Below are 26,040 nucleotides of genomic sequence, written 5' to 3'. Positions count from 1 at the left end.
ATGGTATAAAGTCTTTTTTTTTATTATTATTCAGAACTAGCCATAGGCTATTTTTTCATACAAAACTTTACACTATCCTATTTAAGTTTAATACTTTTTAATCATTTGAATTGCTAAACATCCTGGTCCACCTTGAGTTATAAACACTGGTGATAATTCAAACAATTCAACATCTGCATTAGGAATATTATCTAATATTATCTTTTTTGCATTATTAGCTAACTCTTCAGTGCATCCGTGTGTTATATAAATCTTATATCCTTCATTTACACCTGATTCTATAAATGAGTTACATATTGTTTCTATTCCCTTTGAAAAAGTTCTCTTAGTAGCAAATTTAGTAAGTTTTTTACAGTCTTCAGTCAGCGTCATTACCGGTACTAACTTCATTACCTTTCCTACCTTACCAACTAAGGGAGAAAGTCTTCCTCCTCTTACCAAGTAATCAAAATCATTTGGCATTAAAAATGATTTTGAGTTTTCTATCATCTCATTTACTATATCCACTATTTCTGATCTTGTTTTATTCATCTCAACTAATTTTACCACAACATCTATAATGTATCTATGTGGACCACATAGAGTCTTTGAGTTTATTACTGAAACTCTTTCAGGGTTGTCTAACATTTGTGCAGCCATACAGGCTGAATTATAAGTTCCAGATAATCCATCTGCCATAGTTATATTTATAATTTCATCATCTGGATAACTGTTATATATTTCTAACACATCCCCTATAGATGGTTGTGAAGACATTGGTAAATGTCCTTCTTTTATTATTTCAACAAATTCCTTTGATTGTATTTCTTCAAATTCTTTATATGTTCTATTATCAATAGTTACCGACAATGGTGCTATATTGATACCTTTTGTTTTCCCCTCCGACACTGAATATAAAGTTGATGAATCTGCAACTATTCTAATCATAATACCCCTCCATTTTTCGTAAGTCTAAAACATGTAGTTTTAGATACTATTTGTTTTAGATTATCATGTTAAAAATAGTTTGTCAATCAAAATATATTCCTTATCAACTAATTTTTGGTAACAGAAAGGTAAGGAAATTATAAAATTTTATACTTTCATATACAACAAAAAAAGAGCTAATAAAATTAGCTCTTTACTTAACAAAACTATCTTCTGTTGTTTTGTTGCTTTCTAGCTCTTCTACAAGCTGGGCATCTAACTGGTTCGTTATCGAATCCCTTTTCTTTGTAGAATTCTTGTTCACCTACTGTGAAAGTGAATTCTTGACCACAATCTTTACATACGATTACTTTATCTTGCATATTGAAATTCCTCCTTTTAAAAATTTTTAAAGATCCAATATTGACTCATATAATTTCTAAAGGAGAAATTGTACTTATCATAATGAAATTCTTTATATTTAGTTCTTTCAACATAGACTATTATAGCATATGATTTTATTAAAATCAATCACAATATTATTTTTTTATCCATAACTTTTTTTCCTAATCTTTCAACTATATATAATACAGGTAATTGGGAAGTTATATTATTATTGCCAACCTTAGACTCCTTAATATAATATGCTAAATTAATATCAGATATCTTAGCTATTGTACAATCCCCAGTATTAGTTATACTAGCTATATTACATCCTTCACTTCTAAGTTTATTTATAAACTCAATTATTATTCTAGTTTCACCTGATACAGATAAAGCTATAACCATACTATTTTCATAATATTTTGAGTTCATTGGAAAATATGGATCATCCATATAAACTGCAAACTTACCAAGAGAAGATAGGAACCTAGCTGCATACTGACTTAATACTCCTGATGTACCATTTCCAATAAAAATAATATTCTCAGCCTTTTTCATCATTTCACTTAGTTCTTCTACTTTTTTATCTAATTTACTATTTTCAACACATTGAAGAAAATTAATTAACTCACTAGTTTCATCACTAACTTTACTTAACTTTTCTTCCTCAATATTAAGCTTAAATTTAATTTTAAACTCAGAAAATCCATCAAAACCAAGCTTTTTACATAACCTTAAAACAGTTGTCGTTGAAACATGAGCTTCACTAGCTACTTCTCTAATTGTCATATCCACTACTCTGTCTTTAATTTTAATTATGTAATTATACAAGGATAACTCTAAGTCGTTTAAACTCTCAATATTCTCATAATTAAACATATATACTAAACCTCATCTTCAAATACTTATCTATTATTATAACAAGTATTATGTAGATTAGTAAATCAAAAAAAGAAGACTTGAATTTCAAGTCTTCTTTTAGAAATCTATTATTTTGCTGATTCAATCTTAGCTATTTCATCCTTAAATTGTGGTAAATAATCTTTATGAGCTACTAGTAGTTCATCTAATAAGATTTTAGCCATCTTATCTGAAGGTACTAATGGATTCATTGACATTGCCATTAATGCAGTATGATAATCTCCTGTTACAGCTGCTTCTATTACTAACTTTTCAAAGTTCTTGATTTCTTGAACTAATCCTGTAACTTGTAGAGGTAATTTACCCATTGCAAGTGGTCTTGGTCCTTCCTTAGTTATAACACAAGAAACTTCTACAGCTGAATCATCATCAAGACCTTCAATTGCACCATTATTTCTGCAATCTACAGGTTGTATATCTCCTTTATCGTTGTAGATAGAATTAATTAATCTACATGCAGCATCTGAATATAATGCTCCACCTCTCTTTTCTAATTGTGGTGGTTTAATATCTAGATTTGGATCATCATATAATTTGAATAAATCATCTTCTAATCTCTTAACTACTTCTGCTCTTGTTTCGCCTTTAGCAAATTCCTTTAATTCACTTTCAAGCATTTCTTGAGTTTCATAGTAATATTTATGATATGGACATGGCATCATTCCTAATGATTTTATGAAATCTGCATCCCATTCAAAGTCTTTAATATTTTTAACTATTGCTCCCATTTTACCATCTGCAATAGCATCTACCACTTGGTTTGTAACATCTGAACCATCTAAGAATATCTTTTTACCATAAACCATATGGTTTAATCCTACGAAGTCCATTCTTATTCTGCTATGGTCAACACCTAACATATTAGCTGCTGCTTTTTCCATATTTATTGGAACATTACAAAGACCTATAACCTTTTTGTTTTTACCATATCTTAATAAAGCTTCTGTAACCATACCAGCTGGATTTGTAAAGTTAATTAAGAAAGCGTTTGGACATAATTCAGCCATATCCTTATCTATGTCTAAGATTACAGGAATTGTTCTAAGTGCTTTAAACATTCCTCCAGCACCGTTTGTTTCTTGACCTATAAGTCCATGACTTAATGGGATTCTTTCATCCTTAATTCTTGCATCTAATAATCCAACTCTTAATTGAGTAGTAACAAAATCTGCATCCTTAAGAGCTTCTCTTCTATCTAAAGTTAGGTGAATTTCCATTGGAACACCTGCTTTTTCAACCATTCTCTTAGCAAGCTCTCCAACAATTTCTAACTTATGTTTTCCTGCTTCAACATCTACTAACCATAATTCTCTTACTGGTAGTTCATTATATCTCTTTATAAACCCTTCAACTAATTCTGGAGTATAACTTGATCCTCCACCGATAGTAACAATTTTGATTCCATCTTTTTTCATAAAACCATTCCTCCTACCACATTTTTTCTCTACACTTAGGATACCACATTTGAATGAAAATAATATATTTGTTTTAGGTTTTGTGACATGTTACTGTAAGTTGTAACTGATTTCAGTAATTATGTTTTTTTAGTATAAATTTTCCGTACTTACCTATTTATATATAATGTTTAGTATATATAAAATTGTAAATATAGATACAGCAGCTAATCTACTTCTAAATTGCAGTTTTGCATCTATATATTTTTTATAATTAACCTTTATTCCATCTAAATCTTTTTCACTATCAATTGTTACATATAACTTATCATATAGTCCACTTTCATCATATTCATCTTCTATCTCATAATCATTTATATAATCATTTAGCTCATCATTTTTCACTATTGCTACAGGGAAATTTTCTTCTCCCTCAATTTCAATATAATCACTTAAAAGTAACACTACATCAACTATTTCTTCTTCATCATATATTTTAGATAAGATTTCTCTATTCTTCTTTACCTTATTTATAGGAGAACTAATCATGTAGCCTCCTCTTCTATCTCTTTTATACCAGTTTCCATCTTCTTTAATTTCTATATCTCCTATATAACTGCAAGATACAATATTAAATACTCCCTTTGAGGTTACAATTATGCTGTCTAATTTTCCTTTTACTTCATCCTTTTTTAAAGTAACACCTTGGAGCGGAGTTACCTTGCCTTCTACTTTACTAAATATTTTATTAACTCTATTATAAAGTTCTAGTTCATCAAAGGAATATGATTTTCTATATTGCATATAGCGTATTAAGCTATATCCTAAATATAGAGAAGCTATTATGTAAAATATTTCAGTAGCTGCACTATCTAGTCCTAGCTTCAATAATAAAGTACTCATCTTATAAACTAAATATATTAGAAAAAAAGAAAAAAAACATATATAAATCCTTTTAATACTATCTTTCATGACCCCTCCAAGTTTTTATTTTTAAGTCTATCCACCTATATATAATTTATTCATTAATAAAACCAAATAAAAAAACTGCCTTTCGGCAGTTTTTAACACTTATATTTTGATATTCCTAACTTTAATGTTGAAGTAAGTTCAGTAAGATTTTGAGCTGCACCTGACACTTCATTACTAGCTGAATTAAGTTCTTCTGATGAGGAAGCCACTTCTTCAGCTGTAGCTGACATTTCTTCTGATACGTAAGATATATTTTCTACTCTAGTTATTATCTCTTCTTTACTTCTTGTTATCTCATGAAACTCATCTGTCATATTCTTTATTTGAGGCACAATTCCGTCTACAGCTTCACTAATTTCTTCAAATACTTTAATTGTTCCATTAACTATATTTCCTTGATTGTTTAATTCCTTCTTCATTAAATCTGTATTATTAACAATTTCTTTAGTACTTATTAATATAGACTTTACCATGCTATTTATAACCCCTGCTGAATTTTGACTTTCCTCTGCAAGCTTTCTGACTTCTTCTGCAACAACTGCAAACCCTTTTCCTGCTTCTCCTGCTCTAGCTGCTTCTATTGCTGCATTTAACGCAAGAAGATTTGTTTGCTCTGCTATACTATTAATTATCCCTGTCATTTCATTTACTTTACTAATCTCGTCAGTCATATTTTTAGTTAATGATATAAATTCTTCAAATGTTTGATTGAACTGATCTATATTTGAAACCAAATTACTAAGTTCTAAATTACTATCATTAGCTTTATTACCTACTAAATATGCTGATTTATTAATCTCATTCACTGAATTAGTCATAGAATTTACCTTTACACTAAAGGATTCTAACTCTTTAAGTATATCTGATAAATTAGAAGCTTGATTTGCTGCTCCAGATGCAACATCCTCTATAGACTTAACTATATTTTCAGTTAGAGAGTTTTGCTCTTCTGATACAGCTGCTAAACTTGAAGAATTATCATCTATTCTATTTGTACTTGTAGCAATATCTTTAACCATATTCCCTATAGATTCTTGTGTTATAGAAAGTGCTCTATACATTGATCCAATTTCTGTTTTATCACTTAAATTGTCATCAGAAATTTTCTCCGTAAAATCTCCCTTAGATAAAGAATTTAATACAGACTCAACAGACTGTATTTGTCCTGTAATTTGTCTTGCAATAATAACTATACTTAACGTTATTACAATAAGTACAATTAAGGATATTATAATACTAGTATTCCTTGCTAATATATTAGCAGACATAACTTCACTATTATCTATACTTATAATTAAAGATAGGTTAGTCCCCGAAATTGCTCCATAGGTGACAAATTTCTCTACTCCATTAATAGCTATTTGCTCTGTTCCACTTTCATCATTTTTTAATCTATCTTTTATAGCTAACATTCCATTATCATTTTGAAGCTTTGAACCATAGCCAATTATATCCTTAGCTGAATTAAGTAAATATACTCTACCAGAATCTAATACCTGTAAATATTCAACAGTCCTCTTTATATCATTTGCACTTCTTTTTACATAAAGCACTCCTAAGGTAACACCTTTTTCATTCTTAACTGGAACTGCATAATCTATTACGTCTTGTCCTTCTTCACTATATATATCCGAAGAATATCTCTCTCCTGTCATACACAAACGATAAAATGATTTATCCCTCAGATTTCTTCTTGTACCGTCAGAAAAAATTGCTTGTCCACTATAATCTATATACGCTATTTCAATATCACCTTTAGTTTCAGAATCAAGTTTTAACACTTTTGATTTTTCAATTAAAGATATTTCTTCATTTACCAATACTGAGTTATTGGCCATACTTTCAAGAGATTCCAGGTTAGATTTTATGGTACTTTTCACTGACTCTCCTGCAAGCTTTGAAATTTGTGTGACTAATTTCGTATTTGTATTAATTGTACTTTCTCTAGATATAAGTAATCCTTGCAACGAAATAACTACACTACCAATTATAACGAATGGTAATATTCTCTTTAGTAACTTAGCTTTTAATGACTTTGTTTTTCTTAGATTCTCAATATTCATTCATATCGTCCTCGCTTTCCTTTGTATACCACATATAAATTCTACACTATTTTTCCACAAATTTCATTAGTTGTATTAAATTTCTCATTATATATACCATCTTTTATATTTAACACATATAATTTTGAATATAATGTTAAACTAAATAAATAATTTTATAACTCTATATAGAGTATAGAAAATTATAACTCCCAAAGAAAACCATAGTAGTGGTATTAGATATGCTTTATCACCCTTTTTATTCATATTTACTCCTTTGAATATTTTTTTATTATCTTAGTCAAGAAATCCACTGTCTTTATAGGAACCTTCCCAATTGAAGTTTCCCCAGCTAGCAAAAACCCACTTACTCCACAATTAACAAAATTATATATACTTTCTACTTCTGGTAATTCTGCTTTCCTACCATTTTTCATACTATTTAATAAATGAGTGGCCACTATAACCTCTTTATTATTTTTCACACATGATTCAATTACTTTATTTTCATATATTGGCGTATCTTCTATGCTACCTTCTGGAATAAGATCTCCTCTTCCTATTACAACTCCATCTACTTCTTTAAGTATATAATCAATATTTTTTATTCCTATAGGGGTTTCAACTTTAGCCCATATCTTAGGATTAAAGTTCCTATTTACTTCTTTAATATAACTTTTTACCTTCTTCACATCACTAGGGCTTTCAACAAAAGACTGACATACTACGTCTACATTATGATTTATCCCCCATAAAATATCTTTTCTATCCTTTAATGATAAAGGTATTTTACTTCTATCCAATCCCTTTATATTGCATCCTTTTCCTGCTCTAACCACTCCTCCTTTTATAACTTTAGTTTTTATCCATTCATCTGTTTTATCTAAAACCTCAAAATTCATAGTATTATCTTTCATTGAAATACTTTTAACTTTATTAGAATTTAAAATACGCTTTGATATATTTAACGGTATTATTTTTTTGCTACCAAAAGCAGAGTTATATCCTCTTTTCTTATAAGAATCTTCTCCGCAAAAGAATACTTCTTCTCCATTGTATAGCTTAATTATATAAGGTAACTTATCAGATACTCTTATTTTACTTCCCGACAAATCTTGCATTATTTTTATATCACTTTTTATGCTTTTTGCAATATTTATGTTTTCCTCAAACTCATCTAATCTACCATGAGAAAAATTTAATCTTATCATGTTAGCTCCACTATCAATAATATCTCTTAATATTAGTTTTTCATTTGTGCTAGGACCTATTGTAGCTATTACTAACATCTTCTCCTCCTTATATATTAATGCTAGTTTATCTAACGGCTAGTTACTATAACGCTACCACCAGATAAAGAACTCTAAAACTTCATCTAAAGCTAAGACTTCAGTTTATATTACTCCCTAATATTTATAAATATCACTAAATACTATAAATTTGTGGTACATGCTACATAGCTACATATTATGTTATAGAGGTGATTTTATATTAGTATTGTTCTAAATAACTATTATTCTGAATAAGTTTATATAGTAACTACTTATGTTATGGAGGTTTTCTTATGAAGAAATTTACAATATACATTTTTCTTATACTATCACTTTTGTTACAAGGATGTTCCTTTAGTGATCCTAAATACATAAACTTTAGCGAAAAATCTTCTCCTGATTTTTACACTAAAGAAATATATTCAAAGCTTCTTAATGATGAAGAGTATTCTTTAGAATTATTCAACACTAATTTCTATAAAACTGTTCCTATTAATAAGGAAGAGGATAACGATATTATAGAGAACTTTATTCGTTCCTTATCTAAAGATAACTATAAAACTGATGGAGTTATTCCAGAAGAAAAAGAACCATATCAATTAAAAATTATCTTTGATGATTCAAAGTATGTAATAAAAATATATAGCAATAGTACAGTAACTGTTTCTCCTTGGGATGGAATATATCCTGAAGATATTATTAATATTGAAGATGTTCCTAATAGATATAATTTATTTGACTTTTGCTCACATATTGAACATGAATGGAAGTATAATCAATAATACTTATAACATTTAAGACCTGGAATTCAGGTCTTTTCTAATTAAAATAGATTTTTTTATAGCTAAAGCTATCTTCTTTTTATCGTAGCGATCATAGTCTTCAGCCCTCAATTTAATTTTATCTTCCATGATAAATCCCTCCAAAAATTATTTTCAAATAAAATATATGCATTTTTAGAACTTATCTCATAAAAATCCTTTTAACCCCGCATTTTTACTATAACTTCTTAAATTCTTATCTTCTTAACTTCTTAAGTTGTTAAAAACTTAAGAAGTTAACAACTTATCTTTTTGCATATAAAATTTATAGAAAAACAATTTGGAGGTTTGAAATGGCTAGAAGAAAAAAAGAATTTGTAATGTCTAAAGATGATCTATGTTACAAAGAACCAATGGATGCTATCTGCTTTTACTATGACCATGTAATGAAAAAAGTTTAGAGTAAATCCCCTCAGCTTTTTTCTTCCAAGTAACTTTTCTATTGCACAATTTCTTAGAATTGCTACAAAAAAATACTGCATATTCTTTTTTGAATAATACAGTATTTTTATCACATTTTTAGTTTTCTTCTCTTTATCTCTTCAATAAGCTAATCAACAAACTGGAATTTGTCATTATAAATCAATATTTATCTCATACTTATCTTCAATAAGCACATAATTTACATTGTACTTTTGAGCAAGTTCCAAAAACTGTGCATTATCTTCTAAAACATTTTCCATAGTACACCATTCATCATCTAAACGATTTTCTATGGCATCCGCATATATTTTTATACTGGCAAAGTGATTTTTTATATAATCCTCGCTCATTACAAGACAGTAGTATTTGATATGCTCAAGATATTCCTTTTCAAAGTCCTTTGACCAATCAAAAGGAATATAGCACCCTTCGACAATAAGATTTTGCTTGTTCTCTATGGCAGTTCTAATCATTTCACGAATAACGGGCCACAAATAATCCGTAAGTTCATTATCATCTTCGGGTGTAAGTTTGGTATAGCCACTACGAATTAACCCCATTTTCAAATGGTCTATTGATAAATATGGATACTTATATTTCTCAAGTAGTTTTTGAGCAAGTACAGTCTTACCTGTGTGCGATGCACCTGTTATCAATATAATCATAATATTCTATCTCCAACTTCTAATTTATCTATCTGTAACTTAATGCTATTATATCATCTTTTTCAAATACTGTATTATTCAATTTTCAAAGAACACTTATGTCGTACTTTCTACATATTACGCACCACATCTAATAAAAATAGTATTACTAATTATTTATAATAGAAAATTTTTAACAATCCTTATTTTGATATTTATTGTAACCAAAAAAGGCTACTGGAGAATCTCCAATAGCCCAATTCCAAGTTAATCCTTAAATAATAAATACCTAGAATCGCTAAAATTTATTAACATAATTATTTAGGTATTACTATAATCACTTATGTTTTCTATTCTTAAATAAATATACTCCACTTAATGTAAGTATTGAAGCTAAGGCCATAATAGGTGAAGATACATCTCCAGTTTTTGGTGGATTACTACCTTCATTATCATTCTCTTCTTTACCTGCATTATTATTATCTTCATCTTTTGGTGTTTCCTTCTCTATCTCTTTCAAATTAGATAAAGTATTTTTTAAACTATTAACGACATTATCAACTTCCTCTTGAGTTGCATCTGGATTATTTAATACCAACTTTGCTTCATTTAAAGCATCATTAAATTTTGACCATGATTCTACTGTATAATCTGCTTCATTCTTACCTTCACAACTTTTAACTAAATCCTCTAATTGTGACTTATCAACTAATTGTGCCCCTTCATTATTTATTTTTAATATAGTAAATGAATGAGGATCTAATTCTAAATTCATACCTTCATTATCTACTACAAATTTGGATTTTTCTATTTCAACATTATTAGGATTATCTAAAGTATTTTCTTCACTAAATGAATCTCCAGCAAGCTTCTGCACATCAACTACCTTATTAGTTAAGTCTACACCATCAACTTGAACTTCTATATTTCTTTTCTCATTCTTATCTAGATTAACTACAGCTAAATAAATATTACCTTCTTCATCCTTACTAGCTAATGCATTGAATACATCAACAGTGCCAGCAAACTTAGGCATATAACTGAAGTTACTACTTATAATCTCATTACCAAACATTCCATTTAACATTTCAAATACATGGGCAGAAGGTGTTGAGAAAAACTTATAATTACCTTCACCAGTTGATGTATCAGCCCCCTCTTGAGGTACTGCTTGTATTACAGCTTGTTGTGTTGGTCCTAATGAATCTGCACCTTCACTGTACCAATCTACTAAACAATGTTTTTGAATATATGGACTACCTAATCTTACATATTCCATTAAACATTTAGCTATATATACAGCATGTGTCTGAGATCTTAATAGTGGATTAGTAGATCTAAATATACCAAATTCAGAAATTACAGGCACCTTTCCTTCTGGCATTAAATCAACGTATTTCTGAACATGAGCAATACCATTTTTATCTGCTAGCTTCATTGCAGAATCATAAAAATCTTCTCCTGAACCTGTTGGAGTACCTGAGTATGGATGTATAGTTAAACCATCATATAAATCATTATAATTATTTTGATCCATAGTTTTTACAAAACCTTCTGTTTCAAAACTTGAATATACCTGAATTTCTTTATCAGTTCCAGATAATTCATTTATTTGCTTAATTGTATCTCTCATTGCTTGTGACACTTGGACAAATCCATCTTTTTCAACTGTATATGATACTTTTATAGTAGCACCTTCTTTAGGTATGTTTCCATTTACTCCATCACCAAATAATAGTTCCCCATTAAAGTAATTAACTTCTACTACATTTTCAGCACCAGCATTTTTAATATTTTCTACTATAGTCCATTCAACATCATTAACATATACATGTACTGAGTCTTTTTTTACTGCAGTAAATTCATCTTTTCTATAATCCTCTTGAGTATCAGTTCCTCTACCTGGTATTGTATTAGCATATCTCATATACTTAACTTGGTTAGGCTCGCCATTACTCTTAGCTGTTGATGCATTCCATTCTTCTGGTTCTACAACTTCTTGCTTTTTTATATTTATAGTTCCACCATTAATATAATGATCTAGAGGATCTCCGTCATAAGCAGTCCAATACATTTGTGAAGTTGACCCATCACCTCCACCTTGGTTCATTTCATTACCAATTTCAAAGAATCTTACATTATAAGGCTTATAATGTCCATTTTTCTCACGAACCTTTGCCCATTCGATTCCCCCATTTGGATTTGTACCTACTTCAGCATTAAGATATTCAACTAAGTCTGCAGCATCTTGTGCTGAACCTCTACCTAATCCATATACATAAACTATCTCTGAATTGTTTTCATCAGCAAATGTAGCTACTTCTCCTAATCCAAAGTTAGGCTCTATTCCTTTAGCTGCACTATAGAATCCATGAATTTGATTTTTTCTATTAGATGAATCTCCTATAGAGTCTTTCCATCTAAATAAATTTGAGATAGTACCACCTGGATATCTTAGAGAACCAAAATTTGCATTTCTATAAAGCTCTGTAAAGTCTTCTTTCATCTTTCCTGTTTCAGAGTCAAAGCTTCCATATCCATTAAATGAATATCTATGATTAATTCCAAAAGTAGCACGATCAATTAAACGTTCAACTTCATTTGGATTTAATTTTAATTTTACGTTTTTATCTACTTTATCTTCATATATTTCTTTTGCTATATCCTTACCAATTGCATAGTCATATACCCTAATTTCATCTATTTCTCCTACAAATTGTTGTGGATTTTCTCCATTAGGATTTTTATGATTTCCTATTATTAAGCTAGTCATCTCATCAACTGAGTTATCTCCAGCATCATATTCCCCATCAAGTTCTCCATTAATGTAATACTTAACTTTATTTGACTTAGGATCAGTAGTTATAATAACATTTTGCCAAGTTCCCTTAGTTACTGTATTGGTTGATAAAACATCTGTACCATTAACATATGAACCATACTTATTATCTAGGCGAAGTGTTAATAAAGATTTGCCAGCTTCCCCTTGTTGTAATATGGCTGTATGATTTTTTTCACTAATTTCTTCAGTTTTATACCATAAAGAGAATGAATATGGATTTTTACCAGTATTAATAAAACTATCAATCTTTAAACTACTATCATTACCTTTATTAAAGATTAATGAATTTCCTAATTCTTCGTTGCTTGATTTTCCTATAGCTACATTATTACCTATTAATTTTCCATCTTTATCTCCAAGTAAGTTGTCTACATTTCCATCATCAAAGTTCCAATGTCCTATTAGATTATCTTCAATTGTTTTATTAGGTGATTTTACTGATTCATATATAGCCTTCGCTTCACTATCATTTATGATTCTATCATATACACGAACCTCATCTATTTCCCCTTTCATTGAATCTGGATCTTTTCCACCATTTTTATGCCTTCCTATTAATAAACTTGTTAATGTATCTACTTTATTACTTCCTGCATCTTTTTCTGAGTCAAATTTACCATTTATATAGTACTTTATTTTATTAGATTCTGGATCTATTGTCATTGATACATGTTGCCAAATACTTATATCTACATCTGAATTACTATCTACATTTTGTGCGTTAACAAAACTTCTATATTTATTAGTAGAAGTTAATAATAATAATGATCTACCATTACCATCTTGTTGAGCTAATACAGTATTATTATGAGTTGCTAAATTCTCATCATACTTGTACCACATTGATATTGTGTATGGTTTCACACCAGTATTTATAAACTCAGGAACCTTCATATAACTATCAGAATCACTACCAAAATAAAGTGATTTTCCCATATCTGAGTCTTTAATAGATATTCCTTGCCCTATAAGCTCTCCATTCTTATCACTATTAGCTTTGTTAATTAGTGAGCCTTCATTAAAATCCCAATATCCTATTAAGTTTTTTTCGATGTTTACATCTTCCTTAATATTCTTAGCGCTAACCACTGATATGGGAGAAACACATGATACAGCCAAAGTAAACGATAACAATAAATTTAATATTCTCTTCTTTCTCAAACCTCTTCATCTCCTTATTTTTTGTTATAAATTAAACTCTTAACTAAAAAAAGATTCATCTTTAATACATGTTTTTACGCTAATACTAAAGATGAATCTAAATTTAATCAATAAATACTGAATATTTAACCAATCACTTTTATTTAATACTATTTATCTAAAGTTACAGTTATTTTTTTATATAAATCTTCCACTACCTCTTTTCTAACGAATCCTGTTTCTTCTTCCATAGCATTTGCTGTACCACAAGCTGAAGCATACCTTAATATATCTTCTATACCATAGCCTCTTTCTAGGGCAACAGCTACACCACCAACATAAGAATCACCAGATCCAACAGGATTTACAGCTGTTATTTTAGGAACATTTACTTTATAAAATCTTCCTTTATAACCTGCTATTGAACCCTTACTTCCAAGAGAAATAACTACAAATTCTATTCCTTGTTCTTGGAACTTTTTAATTTCTTCAATAGCATCTTCATCAGTTTCTATTCTTTTACCTGTTAATGCCTCTATTTCATCTCTATTAGGTTTAATAAAGAAAGGCTTAGATTTTATACCTTCTACTAAAAGTTCTCCACTTGTATCTAATAAAAACTTCTTGTTATTTTTATTAGCAATACTAATTAATTCACCATAGAAATTTTTAGGAATATTTCTTGGTACACTACCAGAGGCAACAATAATATTGCTTCTTTTTACTAACTCTTTATATTTTAATAAGAACTTATTTTGTTCTTCCATAGAAACTTCAGGTCCTGGTTCTAATATTTCAGTTTGAGCTAAGTCCTCTGTAATTATAGCTAAACATTCTCTTGTTTCACCATTTATTTTTACAAAGTCACTATTTATATTATACTCAACTAACTTTTCTTCAATAAATTCACCAGTTTTTCCACCTAAGAAACCTGTTGCAATACATTCTTCACCTAAGATAGTAGCTACATTTGCAACGTGTATTCCCTTACCTCCAGGTGTGTTTTCAACCTTAAAAGCCCTCATTACAGTTCCTTTTTCAAGCTCCTTCATTTCATATCTTTTATCCACAGATGCATTTAAATTTACTACTAATATCATATCTAACTTCCTATTCTATTAATATCTATTTGCACTACCGCAAATTTGTATCTTATGTTCTACTATTTTCTTCATTGCTTCTTTACCAGGAGTCATATACTTTCTTGGATCATTAGCTTCTGGATGTTTGCTGAAATATTCCTTTAATGCACCTGAGAATGGAATCTTTAAGTCTGTTGCAACATTAACCTTACATATTCCAAGTGAAATAGCCTTCATTACCAATTCATCTGGAACATCTGAGGCTCCATGTAAAACTAGTGGGACCTCTACTTTTGATCTTATTTCCTTTAATCTTTCAAAATCAAGCTTAGGTTCACCCTTATATAATCCATGAGCTGTTCCTATAGCTACTGCTAAAGAATCAATTCCAGTTTTCTTTACAAACTCCGCTGCATCATTAGGGTTTGTATACATTGCATCTTTTTCATCTACAATTAAGTCATCTTCTTGTCCTCCTAATTTTCCAAGTTCTGCTTCTACTGTAGCATCAAATTTATGAGCATAATCTACTACTTCCTTAACCTTAGCAATGTTCTTTTCAAACTCTAGCTTTGATGCATCTATCATACATGATTTAAATCCAATGTCTATATTTCTCTTTATAGCCTCTACATCTTCAAAATGATCTAAATGAATTGCTATTGGAATATCATATTTATGGGCTGCTACTTCTGCCATTGCATTTATGTATTCAGCACCTGCATATTCAATTGTTGAAGGCGTCCCCGCAATTATTACTGGTGATCTCATTTCAACAGCTGTATCTACAACTACTTGTAATGTCTCCAGATTGTGTATATTGAATGCTGGAACGGCATATCCATCTCTTTGTGCATTTAAAAGCATTTGTCTTGTTGATAGTATACTCATTTTTATCCCCCTAAATATTAATCGTGATATTCTCCTCTTTCCCACTTCTCATTGAACTCATCAAAATAATGTTCATCACCATTTGCATAATCTTTTTCTATCATATTATCTATCTTTTCAATTAACTTCTTGTTTTCTTCTGTTGGCTTGTATTCAGTTTCTAAGAATACATCAATAATATTTTCCATTAAGCCAATACCTGTAATTCTTCCACCAAAACCAAGAATATTTATGTTTAATTCTTCTTTGGAATATCTTGCTGTTTCAACATCTCTTACTAGAGCAACTCTAGCGCCCTTAATCTTAGCTGCTGAATTAGTTATACCAACTCCTGTACCACAGATTACTATTCCTAAATCTGCTTCTCCATTTACTACTTTTTCAGCAGTAGCTTTTCCGTATATTGGATAGTGAGTTCTTACATGGTCGTAAGTACCATTATCTATAACTTCATGCCCCTTTGACTTTAAATATTCAACTACGCTATTTTTAACATGTGTAACTATATGGTCACATCCAACTGATATAATCATTTCTTTTTCCTCCTATGCCATTTTATTTAACATATCTACTCTTATTTGATGTCTTCCACCTGAGTATTCAGATGAAACGAATTTTTCTGAAATTCTTTTTCCAATTTCTAGGCTTGTAACCTTAGAACCCATTGTTATTATTGAAGTATTATTATGGTCTCTAGTCATCTTAGCTGAATGTTCATCAGCTACTTGTGCACATACTATATACTTATGTTTTGCACATACATTAAAGGAGCCTGTACCATATTCATCTACTACGATACCTCTTACCCCTTCCTTGTTAAGAATTGCTTCACATACTAAATTTGAGGCATCATAAAAATCAACTTCTTTTCCTTCTGTTTTATCTATGACTTCATAACCTTTGTTAAGTAAGTCTTCCTTTATACCATTTTTAAATTCTACACTTTTGCTATCTGATGCAATTATTACTTTCATCGAATTTTCCTCCTACTATTTTAGATTTAGTCTTTCAAATTGCTCTTTTGGAGCATCCATTTCTTCTAATCCTCTTTTTAAAAGGTCAATATATTTGTTTTCTAAAGTTTCATCCTTTATTGGATTTACTTGAGGATAGTCTTCAACTATATTAAACAACTTACTTTCAGAAGTATATTTCAAAGCATCATCAACATTATCTAGTATTGAAGGATTTTCTATTGGAATTTTATAAACAGGATAATCTGTTCTCTTTAAGAACCTACCCATTTCTATTTCCTTCTCTCTTCCTTTTCCTAAATACTTTCTAATTGTTGTTGGTATGCATGTATATTCAAAGCATGGCTTATTTTCTTTATTAGGTGCTCTAAAATATGTATGTTCACCATCTGTAACATTCATTGCTATTCCATGGTAACCATATAAAGCATACTCCCTGTTATATTCTCCACCTTCAGGAATTGGTTTCCACGAAGTTCCTTGAACATCTTCTGGAATTTCTACTCCTGAATAATCTAGAACTGTTGGCATAATATCAATATTTTGAGTTAATACCTTTACTCTTTCTCCTGCCATCTTTCCTCCTGGGAAATGTACTAATAAAGGAATGTGAGCTAACTCATTGTACATATGCATATAATTCTTACCAAAGTAATTCCTCTCACCTAAGAAATATCCATGGTCTGTAGTTACTATAACTAATGTATCTTCATATATATTAAGAGCCTTTAATTTATCTATTAATTTTCCAAAATGTTTATCTGTCATTGTAAGTAATGCAGCATATCTCTTATTTATATAGTCTAAGGCATCATCTGGTACATCAACTTCTTTATAATTTGGTGTTTCAAAATATGGACCTTCATATTCACACCCATACATCTTCATATATTCCTCTGGAACATCAAATGGTTCATGTGGATCAAAAGTTTCTACCATCAAGAAGAAATCATCATGTTCCTTATTATCTTCAAGCCATTCACAGGCTGCATTAAATGTCTTAGGAGTTGGATATTCATCTTCTTGTCTTTCCCACTTTGTTCTGTTCCATTGATATTGTCTTCTTAATTTTCCATAATAATCATCTGGCATAAATGATGGATCATCAATTTTTGATATCCATGGATCTCCTTCTTGTCCTCTATAGAAGTCCCAAGTAGAGAATTGTTGAACATAATCCTCTCCACCTAATCTAAAATAGTGAGGATGGTCTGTTACTATGTGACTAAATACATTCTTTTCTGCTAATACTTTAGGAAGTGTTATATCAAATGGTTCTATTGGCCCCCAAGATCTTTCTAAAAAGTTTAAACGTCCAGTAAGTATATCTCTTCTTGCAGGCATACATGGAGCAGATCCAACCCAATGATTATCAAATGTAACTGCTTCCTTAGAGAATTTAGTTATATTAGGAGTCTTTACCCAAGTTTCATTATTGTAGACTTCCATCATATTTCTCTTTAACGTATCCATTAAAACTACGACTGTTCTCATATAAAATCTCCTCCAAGTTTACTAAGTTTTAATTCATATTATTGTAGACAAGCAATAATATACTTATCAGCTTGTCTACAATAATTTTTAGGTGTGACCTTAAATTTTTAAGTTCACATATTCTTTCACTTCTATACTATAATTCCAGCCATTGACAATAATACTGCTATTATTAATACTCCGAATATTACCCAAACAGCATTCTTACCGTTAGATTTCTTTAATAGATAGTAACAAAGGAATGTTAATGCTAATGGAAGTAAATTTGGCATTACTTTATCAAGCATTTCTTGTAACATTAACGGATTTTCTCCTGCTGCAATTTGAACACCAAGTGTTACTTTTACAGTTGTTGCAATTAATCCACCAACAACAATAACTCCAAGAACGTTAGCCATATTAGCTAATCTATCAAATATACCTTTTCCGTTATCTTCTCCGCCTAAAACTTCCATCCCTTTAGAATAACCTTTAGTTACACCGTAGTACTTTAACGGGAAGTATAAACAGTTAATCATTAAGAACATTAATATTGCACCTAATATGTTTCCATCTAAAGCGAATGCCGCACCAATTGATCCTGCGATAGGCATCCATGTGAAGTTAAGCATACTGTCTCCAATACCAGCTAAAGGACCCATTAAACTTGTCTTCATTGAGATTACTGACTCTTTTTGATCTTCATCTGTTGTCTCTTCCATGGCTGCTACGATACCTAAGATGAAAGGCATTGCTATTGGATGAGTATTGAAATACTCTAAGTGTCTCTTCATAGCATTAGCTCTTTCTTCTTTTGATTTATCTTTATAAAGCTTCTTAAATATTGGCTTTAATATATAAACTGTACTTAAACTTTGCATTCTTTCATAGTTATGAGAGAATTGACATATTTGTGATCTCCAAAATACTTTCTTTAAATCCTTTTTATCAATTAAGTTAGCCATTATAGATCCCAGCCTCCTTCTACACCTTCTTCTACTTCAACAGATACTGTCGCTGCTTTATTAACAGATGATTCTTTTTGTTTATTGTTCATTATTAAGTCATAAACACCTGCGAAACATGCACCGATTAATGCTAATGCTAATGTAGGTAAATTTAAGTATGCAGTTAATGTGAATCCTAGTATTAAGAACATCCACATATTCTTTTTAAGCATCATAGTCAATAACATTGCTATACCTACTGCTGGAATTGCTTTTGATGCAACTGTTAAACCGGTCATTACGCTTGCTGGTATTGCTGCCATAATAGAGTCAATTGCACTTGCTCCTAAAAATACAGCTATAAATGTTGGCACTGCTCTACTTAAAAAAATTAAGCCACCACCCATATATTGAAGCTTGTCAATCTTATCAAAGTCACCTGTTTCAGCGATTTTATCTGCTTTGTGTACTAGAGAAATACTAATAGTTTTACATAACATATCAAGTTGTTGAACTAATAATGAAACTGGAATTGCAACAGCTACACCAGTTGCTTCTCCACCGCCTGATAAAATACCAATTGCTACACCAACTACTGAACCTGAAATAACATCTGGTGGAACATAAGAACCTACGTTGTTTACTCCTAACCACATTAATTCTAATGTTGCTCCAATTATAAGACCTTGAGTTAAATCACCTAAAATAAGTCCTGTTACTGCACCTGCAAGTAATGGTTTTCTGAAACCTAAATGTGGTCCATATTGGTCCCATGCACATATACCTGCCCAAACAGCTACTAATAATGCTTTGATTAACATAATAACCTCTCCTTTTTTAATTTATTTATAAATTTTAAATAAGATCCTTCATGTATACTACGTCATCTTTAGGTACCATTTGTACAAATACTTCAATGCCTTTATCCATAAGTTCTTTAAATGCATTTTCTTCTTCAGGCGTTACTGAAATTGACTTTGTAAGTCTCTTTCTAGTTTCGTTGTATCTCATTCCTCCAGCATTTACCTTTTTAATTTCTAATCCACCATTCACTACTTTTAATACATCTGTTGATGTTGTAAATAATAGTAAAGTATCCTTCTTTATCGGATTCTTCTTTAATACTTCTATAAATTGATCTACACCAAATACTAAAACTCTTACTCCTGCTGGAGCTGCAAGTCCTACTACTGATTTTTGTACTGGATCCTTGCTTACCTTATCATTAATTATTAGTACTTGTTCTATGCCATAGTCTCCAATCCAAGTTGAACAAACTTGTCCATGTATTAATCTGTCATCAATTCTTACTAATTTAACACCCATTTTTATTTCCTCCTTAAACTCTCTATAAAGCTATTTCTTCCTCTTCTTCTTTTACTGATAACTTCTTGTTTATATCTATAAATGTTTCTTTATAAACCTCTTCTAATTTTTCTTTAATTGCTTCAGTTGGTAACTCTCTGTTTAATAATAGTTCTAATAGAACCGGTAAATTAAATCCTGTATAAACTACTACATCGCACCCATCTAATATCATTCTTGAACTAGCGTTACATGGAGTCCCTCCAAATATATCTGCTAGAATAATTACTTCTCTTTCATCTTTTAACTCTTTATAAGCTTCTCTAAGCTCCTCTAAAACATTTTCTAAATCCTTATCATCAGTAACCGAAACTATTTTATACTTCTCTTGTTTCCCAACTATCATTTCAGCACTTTTCATTGCATACTCTGCAAAATGCCCATGACTTATTAATATGATTCCTATTTCTTTCATTTATGTACTCCCTCCTTATGCCTTTATTTAAAGCAAGTACCGTGCCAAAATTAGTATCGCAAGTATTTATAACGTTTTCAAATAGGTATAATACTCATTAATACTCTTTATAAAAAAATGATACTGTTTACGAGTATCAATATAATACTCTTCACATAAATTAATATTTTTTTATTTTCTAATAAGTTAGAAATCTGCTTGAAAATTATAGAAATTGAAATTAATATAGATAGTATAGATTTTTGCACAAAAGTTTGAATGGGAGGAAGAACAAATGAATTTACTTTACTTATTTATTGCTTTAGGGGCTACGACCCTAGGTTCAATGGCAGGTCTTGGTGGCGGGGTAATAATCAAGCCCATTCTAGATTTCTTAGGCGACTATAACTTATCAACAATAAGTGTATTATCGTCATTCACTGTTTTTTCTATGGCTATAGTTTCTATAATCAAGCAAGTACGTTATAAATTTAAAATCGAAGTAAGAAAAACTGTACTTATTGGTATAGGTTCAATCTTTGGAGGTCTTATAGGAGAAAAACTAGTAAAGTTCATTTTAACCTTAATGCAACCAACAACAGTTACAGTAATCCAAAACTTTGTACTAGCTATACTACTAATTCTTGTATACATATACATGAATAATAAAGATAAATTTAAAAGCTATCACATAGAAAATTCTGTAGCATGTATAGCAATAGGACTGCTTTTAGGAGCAATAGCATCTTTCTTAAGTATAGGAGGAGGACCAATAAACGTTTGTGTTCTTACAATATTCTTCTCAATGAATACAAAGGAAGCAGCTGTTAATTCAATAATAACTATATTATTTTCTCAAGCTTCAAAGCTAGTAACCGTTGCAACTTCTTCTGGCTTCAGTGGATTTGACTTAAGCATGCTACCATTTATGGTTGTGGGCGGAATCCTAGGAGGAATAATAGGTTCTAGGTTTAATAAGCTATATTCAAGTGAAACTATTCTAAAAGTATTTAATGTGGTATTAATAGCCTTAATTATTTTAAATTTCTATAATATTCTTTCAGTATTTATTTAATATGGGAGGGGAAAAAATGAAAAGAAATTTAAGTCTAATGATAAAACCGTCATCTAGTAAATGTAACTTAAAGTGTAAATACTGTTTCTATCACTCTATTGCTGATGCAAGAGATATAAAAGACTATGGCTTCATGCCACTTTCTACTCTTAAAGAAATCGTTTTAAAAGCTGCTGACTATTGTAATGGTGGTCATTGTTCTATAGGTTTTCAAGGAGGAGAATCTACTCTTGTGGGCCTAGAATTTTATAAAGAGCTTATTAAATACACTAAAGAAATAACCAATAGTACAAGCTTCTCATTCTCAATTCAAACAAACGGTACACTACTGAATGATGAATGGGGAGAATTCTTAAAAGAAAATAAATTTCTTGTTGGTATTTCTCTGGACGGAAATAAGGATATTCATAATTTAAACAGACTTGATTATAAAAATGATGGTAGTTTTAATAGCGTTAATAAAGGTATTACTATATTAAGAAAATACGATGTTGACTTTAATATTCTTACTGTTATAACTTCAGCTTTATGTAAAAAGGTTGAAGGTATTTATAACTTCTACAAGAAAAATGACTATAAATATATTCAATTTAATCCTTGTTTAGAACCCTTAGAAAATACTTCTATGACTTTAGAAAAATATTCACTTACCCCTAAAGAGTATGAGAAATTTCTCATTAAAATATTTGATCTATGGTATAAAGATGCATTAAACAATAATTATGTAAGTATAAGATTATTTGATAATATATTAGGACTATTCTTAAATCAAGACTACGAAGCTTGTGATATGAGAGGAGTATGCTCATGTCAACATATTATTGAAAGTGATGGTTCAGTATATCCATGCGATTTTTACACCTATGAAAATTACAATATTGGAAATATACTTAAAGACTCCTTTGATGACATTCATAAAAATGAAGGAACAATTAACTTTTTAAAAGAATCCACTGAAATTAGTGCTAAATGTAAGTCATGCAAATATATATCAATTTGTAGAGGTGGTTGTAGACGTCATAGAGAAAACCAAAAAGATAATCTTAATTATTTCTGTGAAGCCTACTATAACTTCTATTCATATTCATTAGATAAATTTAGACATCTAGCACTTATAATTAAGAATTCTTCTTTTAGGAGGTAGATTAGGTGTTAAGAATTGAGGTCATAAAAAAATATATTGAGGATTTTTGTGAAAACGTTACTATTCACGATATAAAGGAAAATTCAACTTTAGGCGTTTCCTCTTTAGATATAGCTGAAAGACTTAGTATACTTAGAAATAATGCCTCTTCGGATTTAAATAAACTATATAAAGATGGTTTACTTATAAAAATTAAAGGAAAACCCACTAAGTATTTTGATAGAGAGCACTTTGAAAATATATTTCAAATCATTTTAGATGACGAATGTCTAAAATGCTCTTCTTTAGCAGATTTAGTGCCAATTTTAGATTCTTCAAATGAGAAAGAAGTTAATAATACTAATAACTTAGATCCTTTTAACAAATTAATAGGTTCAAATCATAGTTTAGCAGGTATAGTAAAGTTAGGTAAATCATCAATACTTTATCCTAATGGACTTCATACTATACTTCTTGGAGAGTCTGGTGTTGGTAAAAGTCTATTTGCTGAAATCATGTATGAGTATGGTGTACAAAATAATGTGTTTAACAAAAACTCCTCTTTTGTGGTATTTAACTGTGCCGACTATGCTAATAATCCAAATCTACTAGTTGCTCAATTATTTGGTACTGTTAAAGGAGCATATACTGGCGCAGATACTGATAAAAAAGGGTTAATAGAAGAAGCTGATGGTGGTGTTTTATTTTTAGACGAAATTCATAGACTTCCTCCAGAGGGGCAAGAAATGCTCTTCTTATATATTGATAAACAAAAATTTAGAAGACTTGGAGAAACTTCTTCGGAGAGAACTGCTAAGGTTCTAATAATAGCAGCTACAACAGAAAATCCTAACTCTATGCTGCTTACAACTTTCCTAAGGAGAATACCATCATCAATAAGAATTCCTAGTCTTAAAGAGAGAACCTTAAGTGAAAAACTAATGCTAGTTAACAATTTATATAGTGCTGAGTCTAAAAAAATAAATATGCCAATACATGTTGATAAAAACTGTTTATCAGACTTAATGCTATATAATCCTCATGGAAATATCGGTCAACTAGCAAGTGACATTCAACTATCCGTTGCTAGATCATATTTAGATAGTAGACTCAACAACTTAGATAAAGTTCATATAACCAAAGATTCATTACCACTTTATACCAATAACACTCTATCTAACATAGAGATCTCAACTAGACAAAAGGTTGAACTTCTTTTAGATAAAAATGAATATAAATTTTCACCTGGAAGCCAAATCTTTAAAACGGCTCCAACACCAACATATGACTTTGTAAAATTCTATAATAATCAATTAAATATCTTAGGAGAGGATAATGTAGATATTAAGAAAACTTTTTCTGATTATACTCAACTAATAGCAAAAAATCTTACATTACAAAAAATGTATCCAGATTTTTTAGATGATGAGACATCAGAAATAATATCTACTCTATCTGATATTTTATATGATGATTTAAATCTTATAATTGATAGAAGTTCCTATGCAGCACTTGCTTTATATCTTAAAAATTTAAAAGACTACGATAGCGATACTAAACAAATTTCTAAAACTAAAGACTTATTAGATATACCTTTAGAAATTCAATCAGTTTGCAAAAAGATTGTTAAAACCCTTGAAGTTAAATTTAATATATACTGTCCAACTGAGGAACTTCACAATCTAATAATTATAATAGATTCTTTAAAATCTAAAGAAAGTTTTGATTCTGTAGGTATTATGATAGCTGCCCATGGAGAATCTTTAGCTAGTAATATAGCAGATGTTGCTAATGACTTACTTAGCATTAATTTTGCTTTAGCTATTGATATGCCTCTTACCGAAGATGCAAGTAAGATATTACCCCTATTCTTAGAAAAGTTAAAACCTGGAACCTTTAAAAGAGGATTAATTTTATTTGCTGATATGGGGTCACTAACTACTCTTGATGAAGTCATAAAAGAGAAAACTGGAATAAATATTGTAACTGTTAATTCAACGAATATATTATTAGTTATCGAAGCTATTAGAAAGTCTATATTTTTAAAGAGCGATATGGATGATATACTTCATGATTTAATAGGAATGAATAACAAACTATCTTATAGCTTTAATAAAAAAATAGAAAATCACCTTTCAATAAATAAAAAGAGATTAATATATACTGTCTGTAATTCAGGTGAAGGTGTAGCAAACTATCTTCATTACAACTTAAAAAATATATTAAAAGAAAATAATATTTATGATATAGAAATAATTCCATTAAATCTAGAAAGTAAAACTCAGCTTAGAGATATAATACATCGAACATCTATTGATAAGAAAACCATAGCTATTGTAGGTAGTATAAACCCAGAAACAAACGATATTCCATTTATATCTTTAGAGGATATCGTATTGCACAATGGTGTTAATAAACTTCTTTCTTTAATAGGAGTACAAAATAAAAATAATGAAAATAAAATAGTTACAACATTAACAAAGGATATAGCAATAAATATTACTTGTGATGCTGTAGATAAGTATTTAACTATATTCTCAGCATATAAGATAAAACCACTTGTATTTAACTTTATAAATGTTATCGAAAAGAATTTAGAAATTGTATTAACAAATTCTAGCATAACAAAAATCTTTATTCATTTATCCTGTGCTATAGAAAGAATTTTACTTAAGGACTTTATTTTAACCTCTCAGGAAGAAATGTCTAGCTATATTATAAATAATGAAAGGTATGTAAATATAACAAATAAAGCACTTGAAGAATTAACTGATAACTTTAATATAACAATCCCAACAAATGAGCTTTACTATATATGTGAAATAGTAAAGGATGCTTATAAACAAGCTACAACATAAAAATTTAAAGTTATATATACAATCGAGTAGGAGCTAAATAATTATTTTATTTAGCGTCCTCTCACACCACCGTACGTACCGTTCGGTATACGGCGGTT

22 protein-coding genes are annotated in these 26,040 nt (G+C 29.7%); 4 read left to right on the top strand and 18 right to left on the bottom strand.

Features of this window, described 5'->3' with window-relative positions:
- Positions 1 to 87: 87 nt before the first annotated feature.
- From I4V16_RS16560 to I4V16_RS16530, 7 genes are all read right to left on the bottom strand, one after another.
- Positions 88 to 927, bottom strand: coding sequence for a DegV family protein (locus I4V16_RS16560; protein WP_049178262.1), 840 nt, complete (start codon positions 925 to 927; stop codon positions 88 to 90).
- Positions 928 to 1,133: 206 nt separating this feature from the next.
- Positions 1,134 to 1,289, bottom strand: coding sequence for a zinc-ribbon domain-containing protein (locus I4V16_RS16555; RefSeq protein WP_027096711.1), 156 nt, complete (start codon positions 1,287 to 1,289; stop codon positions 1,134 to 1,136).
- Positions 1,290 to 1,437: 148 nt separating this feature from the next.
- On the bottom strand, positions 1,438 to 2,169 hold the full coding sequence (locus tag I4V16_RS16550; protein WP_195573142.1) for a MurR/RpiR family transcriptional regulator: 732 nt from the start codon (positions 2,167 to 2,169) through the stop codon (positions 1,438 to 1,440).
- 110 nt (positions 2,170 to 2,279) lie between these two features.
- On the bottom strand, positions 2,280 to 3,626 hold the full coding sequence (locus I4V16_RS16545; RefSeq protein WP_049178264.1) for a 6-phospho-beta-glucosidase: 1,347 nt from the start codon (positions 3,624 to 3,626) through the stop codon (positions 2,280 to 2,282).
- 153 nt (positions 3,627 to 3,779) lie between these two features.
- A complete protein-coding gene (locus I4V16_RS16540) occupies positions 3,780 to 4,577 on the bottom strand; it encodes a nuclease-related domain-containing protein (RefSeq protein ID WP_195573144.1) in 798 nt (265 codons plus the stop codon).
- Between the two features lie 92 nt (positions 4,578 to 4,669).
- Positions 4,670 to 6,640 carry a methyl-accepting chemotaxis protein gene (locus I4V16_RS16535; protein ID WP_195966936.1) on the bottom strand — a complete coding sequence of 657 codons (1,971 nt, stop codon included), beginning with the start codon at positions 6,638 to 6,640 and terminating at the stop codon, positions 4,670 to 4,672.
- Positions 6,641 to 6,888: 248 nt separating this feature from the next.
- The gene (locus I4V16_RS16530) at positions 6,889 to 7,908 is read right to left on the bottom strand and encodes a pyruvate kinase (protein WP_049178269.1); all 1,020 of its coding nucleotides are present in this window, start codon (positions 7,906 to 7,908) and stop codon (positions 6,889 to 6,891) included.
- A gap of 275 nt (positions 7,909 to 8,183) precedes the next feature.
- On the opposite strand from I4V16_RS16530, the gene I4V16_RS16525 reads away from it, so the two are divergent.
- Positions 8,184 to 8,672, top strand: coding sequence for a DUF4883 family protein (locus I4V16_RS16525; protein WP_099329679.1), 489 nt, complete (start codon positions 8,184 to 8,186; stop codon positions 8,670 to 8,672).
- A 614-nt stretch (positions 8,673 to 9,286) separates the two neighbouring features.
- On the opposite strand, the gene I4V16_RS16520 is transcribed toward I4V16_RS16525, so the two are convergent.
- From I4V16_RS16520 to I4V16_RS16470, 11 genes are all read right to left on the bottom strand, one after another.
- On the bottom strand, positions 9,287 to 9,799 hold the full coding sequence (locus tag I4V16_RS16520; RefSeq protein WP_195573148.1) for an AAA family ATPase: 513 nt from the start codon (positions 9,797 to 9,799) through the stop codon (positions 9,287 to 9,289).
- Between the two features lie 316 nt (positions 9,800 to 10,115).
- Positions 10,116 to 13,781 carry a LamG-like jellyroll fold domain-containing protein gene (locus I4V16_RS16515; RefSeq protein WP_195573150.1) on the bottom strand — a complete coding sequence of 1,222 codons (3,666 nt, stop codon included), beginning with the start codon at positions 13,779 to 13,781 and terminating at the stop codon, positions 10,116 to 10,118.
- A gap of 149 nt (positions 13,782 to 13,930) precedes the next feature.
- Positions 13,931 to 14,860 carry a 1-phosphofructokinase gene (gene pfkB, locus I4V16_RS16510; protein ID WP_195573152.1) on the bottom strand — a complete coding sequence of 310 codons (930 nt, stop codon included), beginning with the start codon at positions 14,858 to 14,860 and terminating at the stop codon, positions 13,931 to 13,933.
- A gap of 18 nt (positions 14,861 to 14,878) precedes the next feature.
- Positions 14,879 to 15,733, bottom strand: a complete 855-nt coding sequence (locus I4V16_RS16505) for a tagatose bisphosphate family class II aldolase (protein ID WP_049178275.1) — start codon at positions 15,731 to 15,733, stop codon at positions 14,879 to 14,881.
- A 17-nt stretch (positions 15,734 to 15,750) separates the two neighbouring features.
- On the bottom strand, positions 15,751 to 16,266 hold the full coding sequence (gene lacB, locus I4V16_RS16500) for a galactose-6-phosphate isomerase subunit LacB (RefSeq protein WP_027096722.1): 516 nt from the start codon (positions 16,264 to 16,266) through the stop codon (positions 15,751 to 15,753).
- A 12-nt stretch (positions 16,267 to 16,278) separates the two neighbouring features.
- Positions 16,279 to 16,707: a galactose-6-phosphate isomerase subunit LacA gene (gene lacA / locus I4V16_RS16495; protein WP_027096723.1), complete on the bottom strand. Its 429-nt coding sequence runs from the start codon at positions 16,705 to 16,707 to the stop codon at positions 16,279 to 16,281.
- 15 nt (positions 16,708 to 16,722) lie between these two features.
- The gene (locus I4V16_RS16490; RefSeq protein WP_195966935.1) at positions 16,723 to 18,201 is read right to left on the bottom strand and encodes a sulfatase; all 1,479 of its coding nucleotides are present in this window, start codon (positions 18,199 to 18,201) and stop codon (positions 16,723 to 16,725) included.
- Positions 18,202 to 18,332: 131 nt separating this feature from the next.
- Entirely contained in the window at positions 18,333 to 19,145 is an 813-nt protein-coding gene (locus I4V16_RS16485; protein WP_049178278.1) for a PTS system mannose/fructose/sorbose family transporter subunit IID, read from the bottom strand.
- Entirely contained in the window at positions 19,145 to 19,948 is an 804-nt protein-coding gene (locus I4V16_RS16480; RefSeq protein WP_027096726.1) for a PTS sugar transporter subunit IIC, read from the bottom strand. The genes I4V16_RS16485 and I4V16_RS16480 overlap by 1 nt, the downstream gene beginning before the upstream one ends.
- 34 nt (positions 19,949 to 19,982) lie before the next feature.
- The gene (locus I4V16_RS16475; protein ID WP_049178279.1) at positions 19,983 to 20,453 is read right to left on the bottom strand and encodes a PTS sugar transporter subunit IIB; all 471 of its coding nucleotides are present in this window, start codon (positions 20,451 to 20,453) and stop codon (positions 19,983 to 19,985) included.
- 22 nt (positions 20,454 to 20,475) lie between these two features.
- Complete coding sequence (locus I4V16_RS16470) at positions 20,476 to 20,907, bottom strand: PTS sugar transporter subunit IIA (RefSeq protein ID WP_049178280.1); 432 nt, start codon at positions 20,905 to 20,907, stop codon at positions 20,476 to 20,478.
- 274 nt (positions 20,908 to 21,181) lie between these two features.
- Here I4V16_RS16470 and I4V16_RS16465 point away from each other — a divergent pair, with 274 nt between their 5' ends.
- The 3 genes from I4V16_RS16465 to I4V16_RS17675 are packed head-to-tail and all read left to right on the top strand — an operon-like array spanning position 21,182 to position 25,942.
- A complete protein-coding gene (locus tag I4V16_RS16465) occupies positions 21,182 to 21,961 on the top strand; it encodes a sulfite exporter TauE/SafE family protein (protein ID WP_049178281.1) in 780 nt (259 codons plus the stop codon).
- A 16-nt stretch (positions 21,962 to 21,977) separates the two neighbouring features.
- Positions 21,978 to 23,105 carry an anaerobic sulfatase maturase gene (locus I4V16_RS16460; RefSeq protein ID WP_049178282.1) on the top strand — a complete coding sequence of 376 codons (1,128 nt, stop codon included), beginning with the start codon at positions 21,978 to 21,980 and terminating at the stop codon, positions 23,103 to 23,105.
- Positions 23,106 to 23,110: 5 nt separating this feature from the next.
- Positions 23,111 to 25,942: a sigma 54-interacting transcriptional regulator gene (locus tag I4V16_RS17675; RefSeq protein WP_195966934.1), complete on the top strand. Its 2,832-nt coding sequence runs from the start codon at positions 23,111 to 23,113 to the stop codon at positions 25,940 to 25,942.
- Positions 25,943 to 26,040: the final 98 nt, after the last annotated feature.

The organism is Clostridium sp. 1001283B150210_160208_E6, from assembly GCF_015669365.1.
Taxonomy (GTDB): Bacteria; Bacillota; Clostridia; order Clostridiales; family Clostridiaceae; genus Clostridium; species Clostridium paraputrificum.
This window is presented reverse-complemented; position numbering and strand designations above follow the sequence as displayed.

What these genes read in the sequence shown, in the direction of transcription:
- lacB (WP_027096722.1), bottom strand. Translation starts at nt 16,266, where the DNA reads ATGATTATATCAGTTGGATGTGACCATATAGTTACACATGTTAAAAAT.
- I4V16_RS16465 (WP_049178281.1), top strand. Translation starts at nt 21,182, where the DNA reads ATGAATTTACTTTACTTATTTATTGCTTTAGGGGCTACGACCCTAGGT.
- I4V16_RS16505 (WP_049178275.1), bottom strand. Translation starts at nt 15,733, where the DNA reads ATGAGTATACTATCAACAAGACAAATGCTTTTAAATGCACAAAGAGAT.
- I4V16_RS16470 (WP_049178280.1), bottom strand. Translation starts at nt 20,907, where the DNA reads ATGAAAGAAATAGGAATCATATTAATAAGTCATGGGCATTTTGCAGAG.
- I4V16_RS16475 (WP_049178279.1), bottom strand. Translation starts at nt 20,453, where the DNA reads ATGGGTGTTAAATTAGTAAGAATTGATGACAGATTAATACATGGACAA.
- I4V16_RS16535 (WP_195966936.1), bottom strand. Translation starts at nt 6,640, where the DNA reads ATGAATATTGAGAATCTAAGAAAAACAAAGTCATTAAAAGCTAAGTTA.
- I4V16_RS16530 (WP_049178269.1), bottom strand. Translation starts at nt 7,908, where the DNA reads ATGTTAGTAATAGCTACAATAGGTCCTAGCACAAATGAAAAACTAATA.
- I4V16_RS16520 (WP_195573148.1), bottom strand. Translation starts at nt 9,799, where the DNA reads ATGATTATATTGATAACAGGTGCATCGCACACAGGTAAGACTGTACTT.
- pfkB (WP_195573152.1), bottom strand. Translation starts at nt 14,860, where the DNA reads ATGATATTAGTAGTAAATTTAAATGCATCTGTGGATAAAAGATATGAA.
- I4V16_RS16545 (WP_049178264.1), bottom strand. Translation starts at nt 3,626, where the DNA reads ATGAAAAAAGATGGAATCAAAATTGTTACTATCGGTGGAGGATCAAGT.
- I4V16_RS16480 (WP_027096726.1), bottom strand. Translation starts at nt 19,948, where the DNA reads ATGTTAATCAAAGCATTATTAGTAGCTGTTTGGGCAGGTATATGTGCA.
- I4V16_RS16560 (WP_049178262.1), bottom strand. Translation starts at nt 927, where the DNA reads ATGATTAGAATAGTTGCAGATTCATCAACTTTATATTCAGTGTCGGAG.
- I4V16_RS16525 (WP_099329679.1), top strand. Translation starts at nt 8,184, where the DNA reads ATGAAGAAATTTACAATATACATTTTTCTTATACTATCACTTTTGTTA.
- I4V16_RS16540 (WP_195573144.1), bottom strand. Translation starts at nt 4,577, where the DNA reads ATGAAAGATAGTATTAAAAGGATTTATATATGTTTTTTTTCTTTTTTT.
- lacA (WP_027096723.1), bottom strand. Translation starts at nt 16,707, where the DNA reads ATGAAAGTAATAATTGCATCAGATAGCAAAAGTGTAGAATTTAAAAAT.
- I4V16_RS16490 (WP_195966935.1), bottom strand. Translation starts at nt 18,201, where the DNA reads ATGAGAACAGTCGTAGTTTTAATGGATACGTTAAAGAGAAATATGATG.
- I4V16_RS16550 (WP_195573142.1), bottom strand. Translation starts at nt 2,169, where the DNA reads ATGTTTAATTATGAGAATATTGAGAGTTTAAACGACTTAGAGTTATCC.
- I4V16_RS16460 (WP_049178282.1), top strand. Translation starts at nt 21,978, where the DNA reads ATGAAAAGAAATTTAAGTCTAATGATAAAACCGTCATCTAGTAAATGT.
- I4V16_RS16555 (WP_027096711.1), bottom strand. Translation starts at nt 1,289, where the DNA reads ATGCAAGATAAAGTAATCGTATGTAAAGATTGTGGTCAAGAATTCACT.
- I4V16_RS16485 (WP_049178278.1), bottom strand. Translation starts at nt 19,145, where the DNA reads ATGGCTAACTTAATTGATAAAAAGGATTTAAAGAAAGTATTTTGGAGA.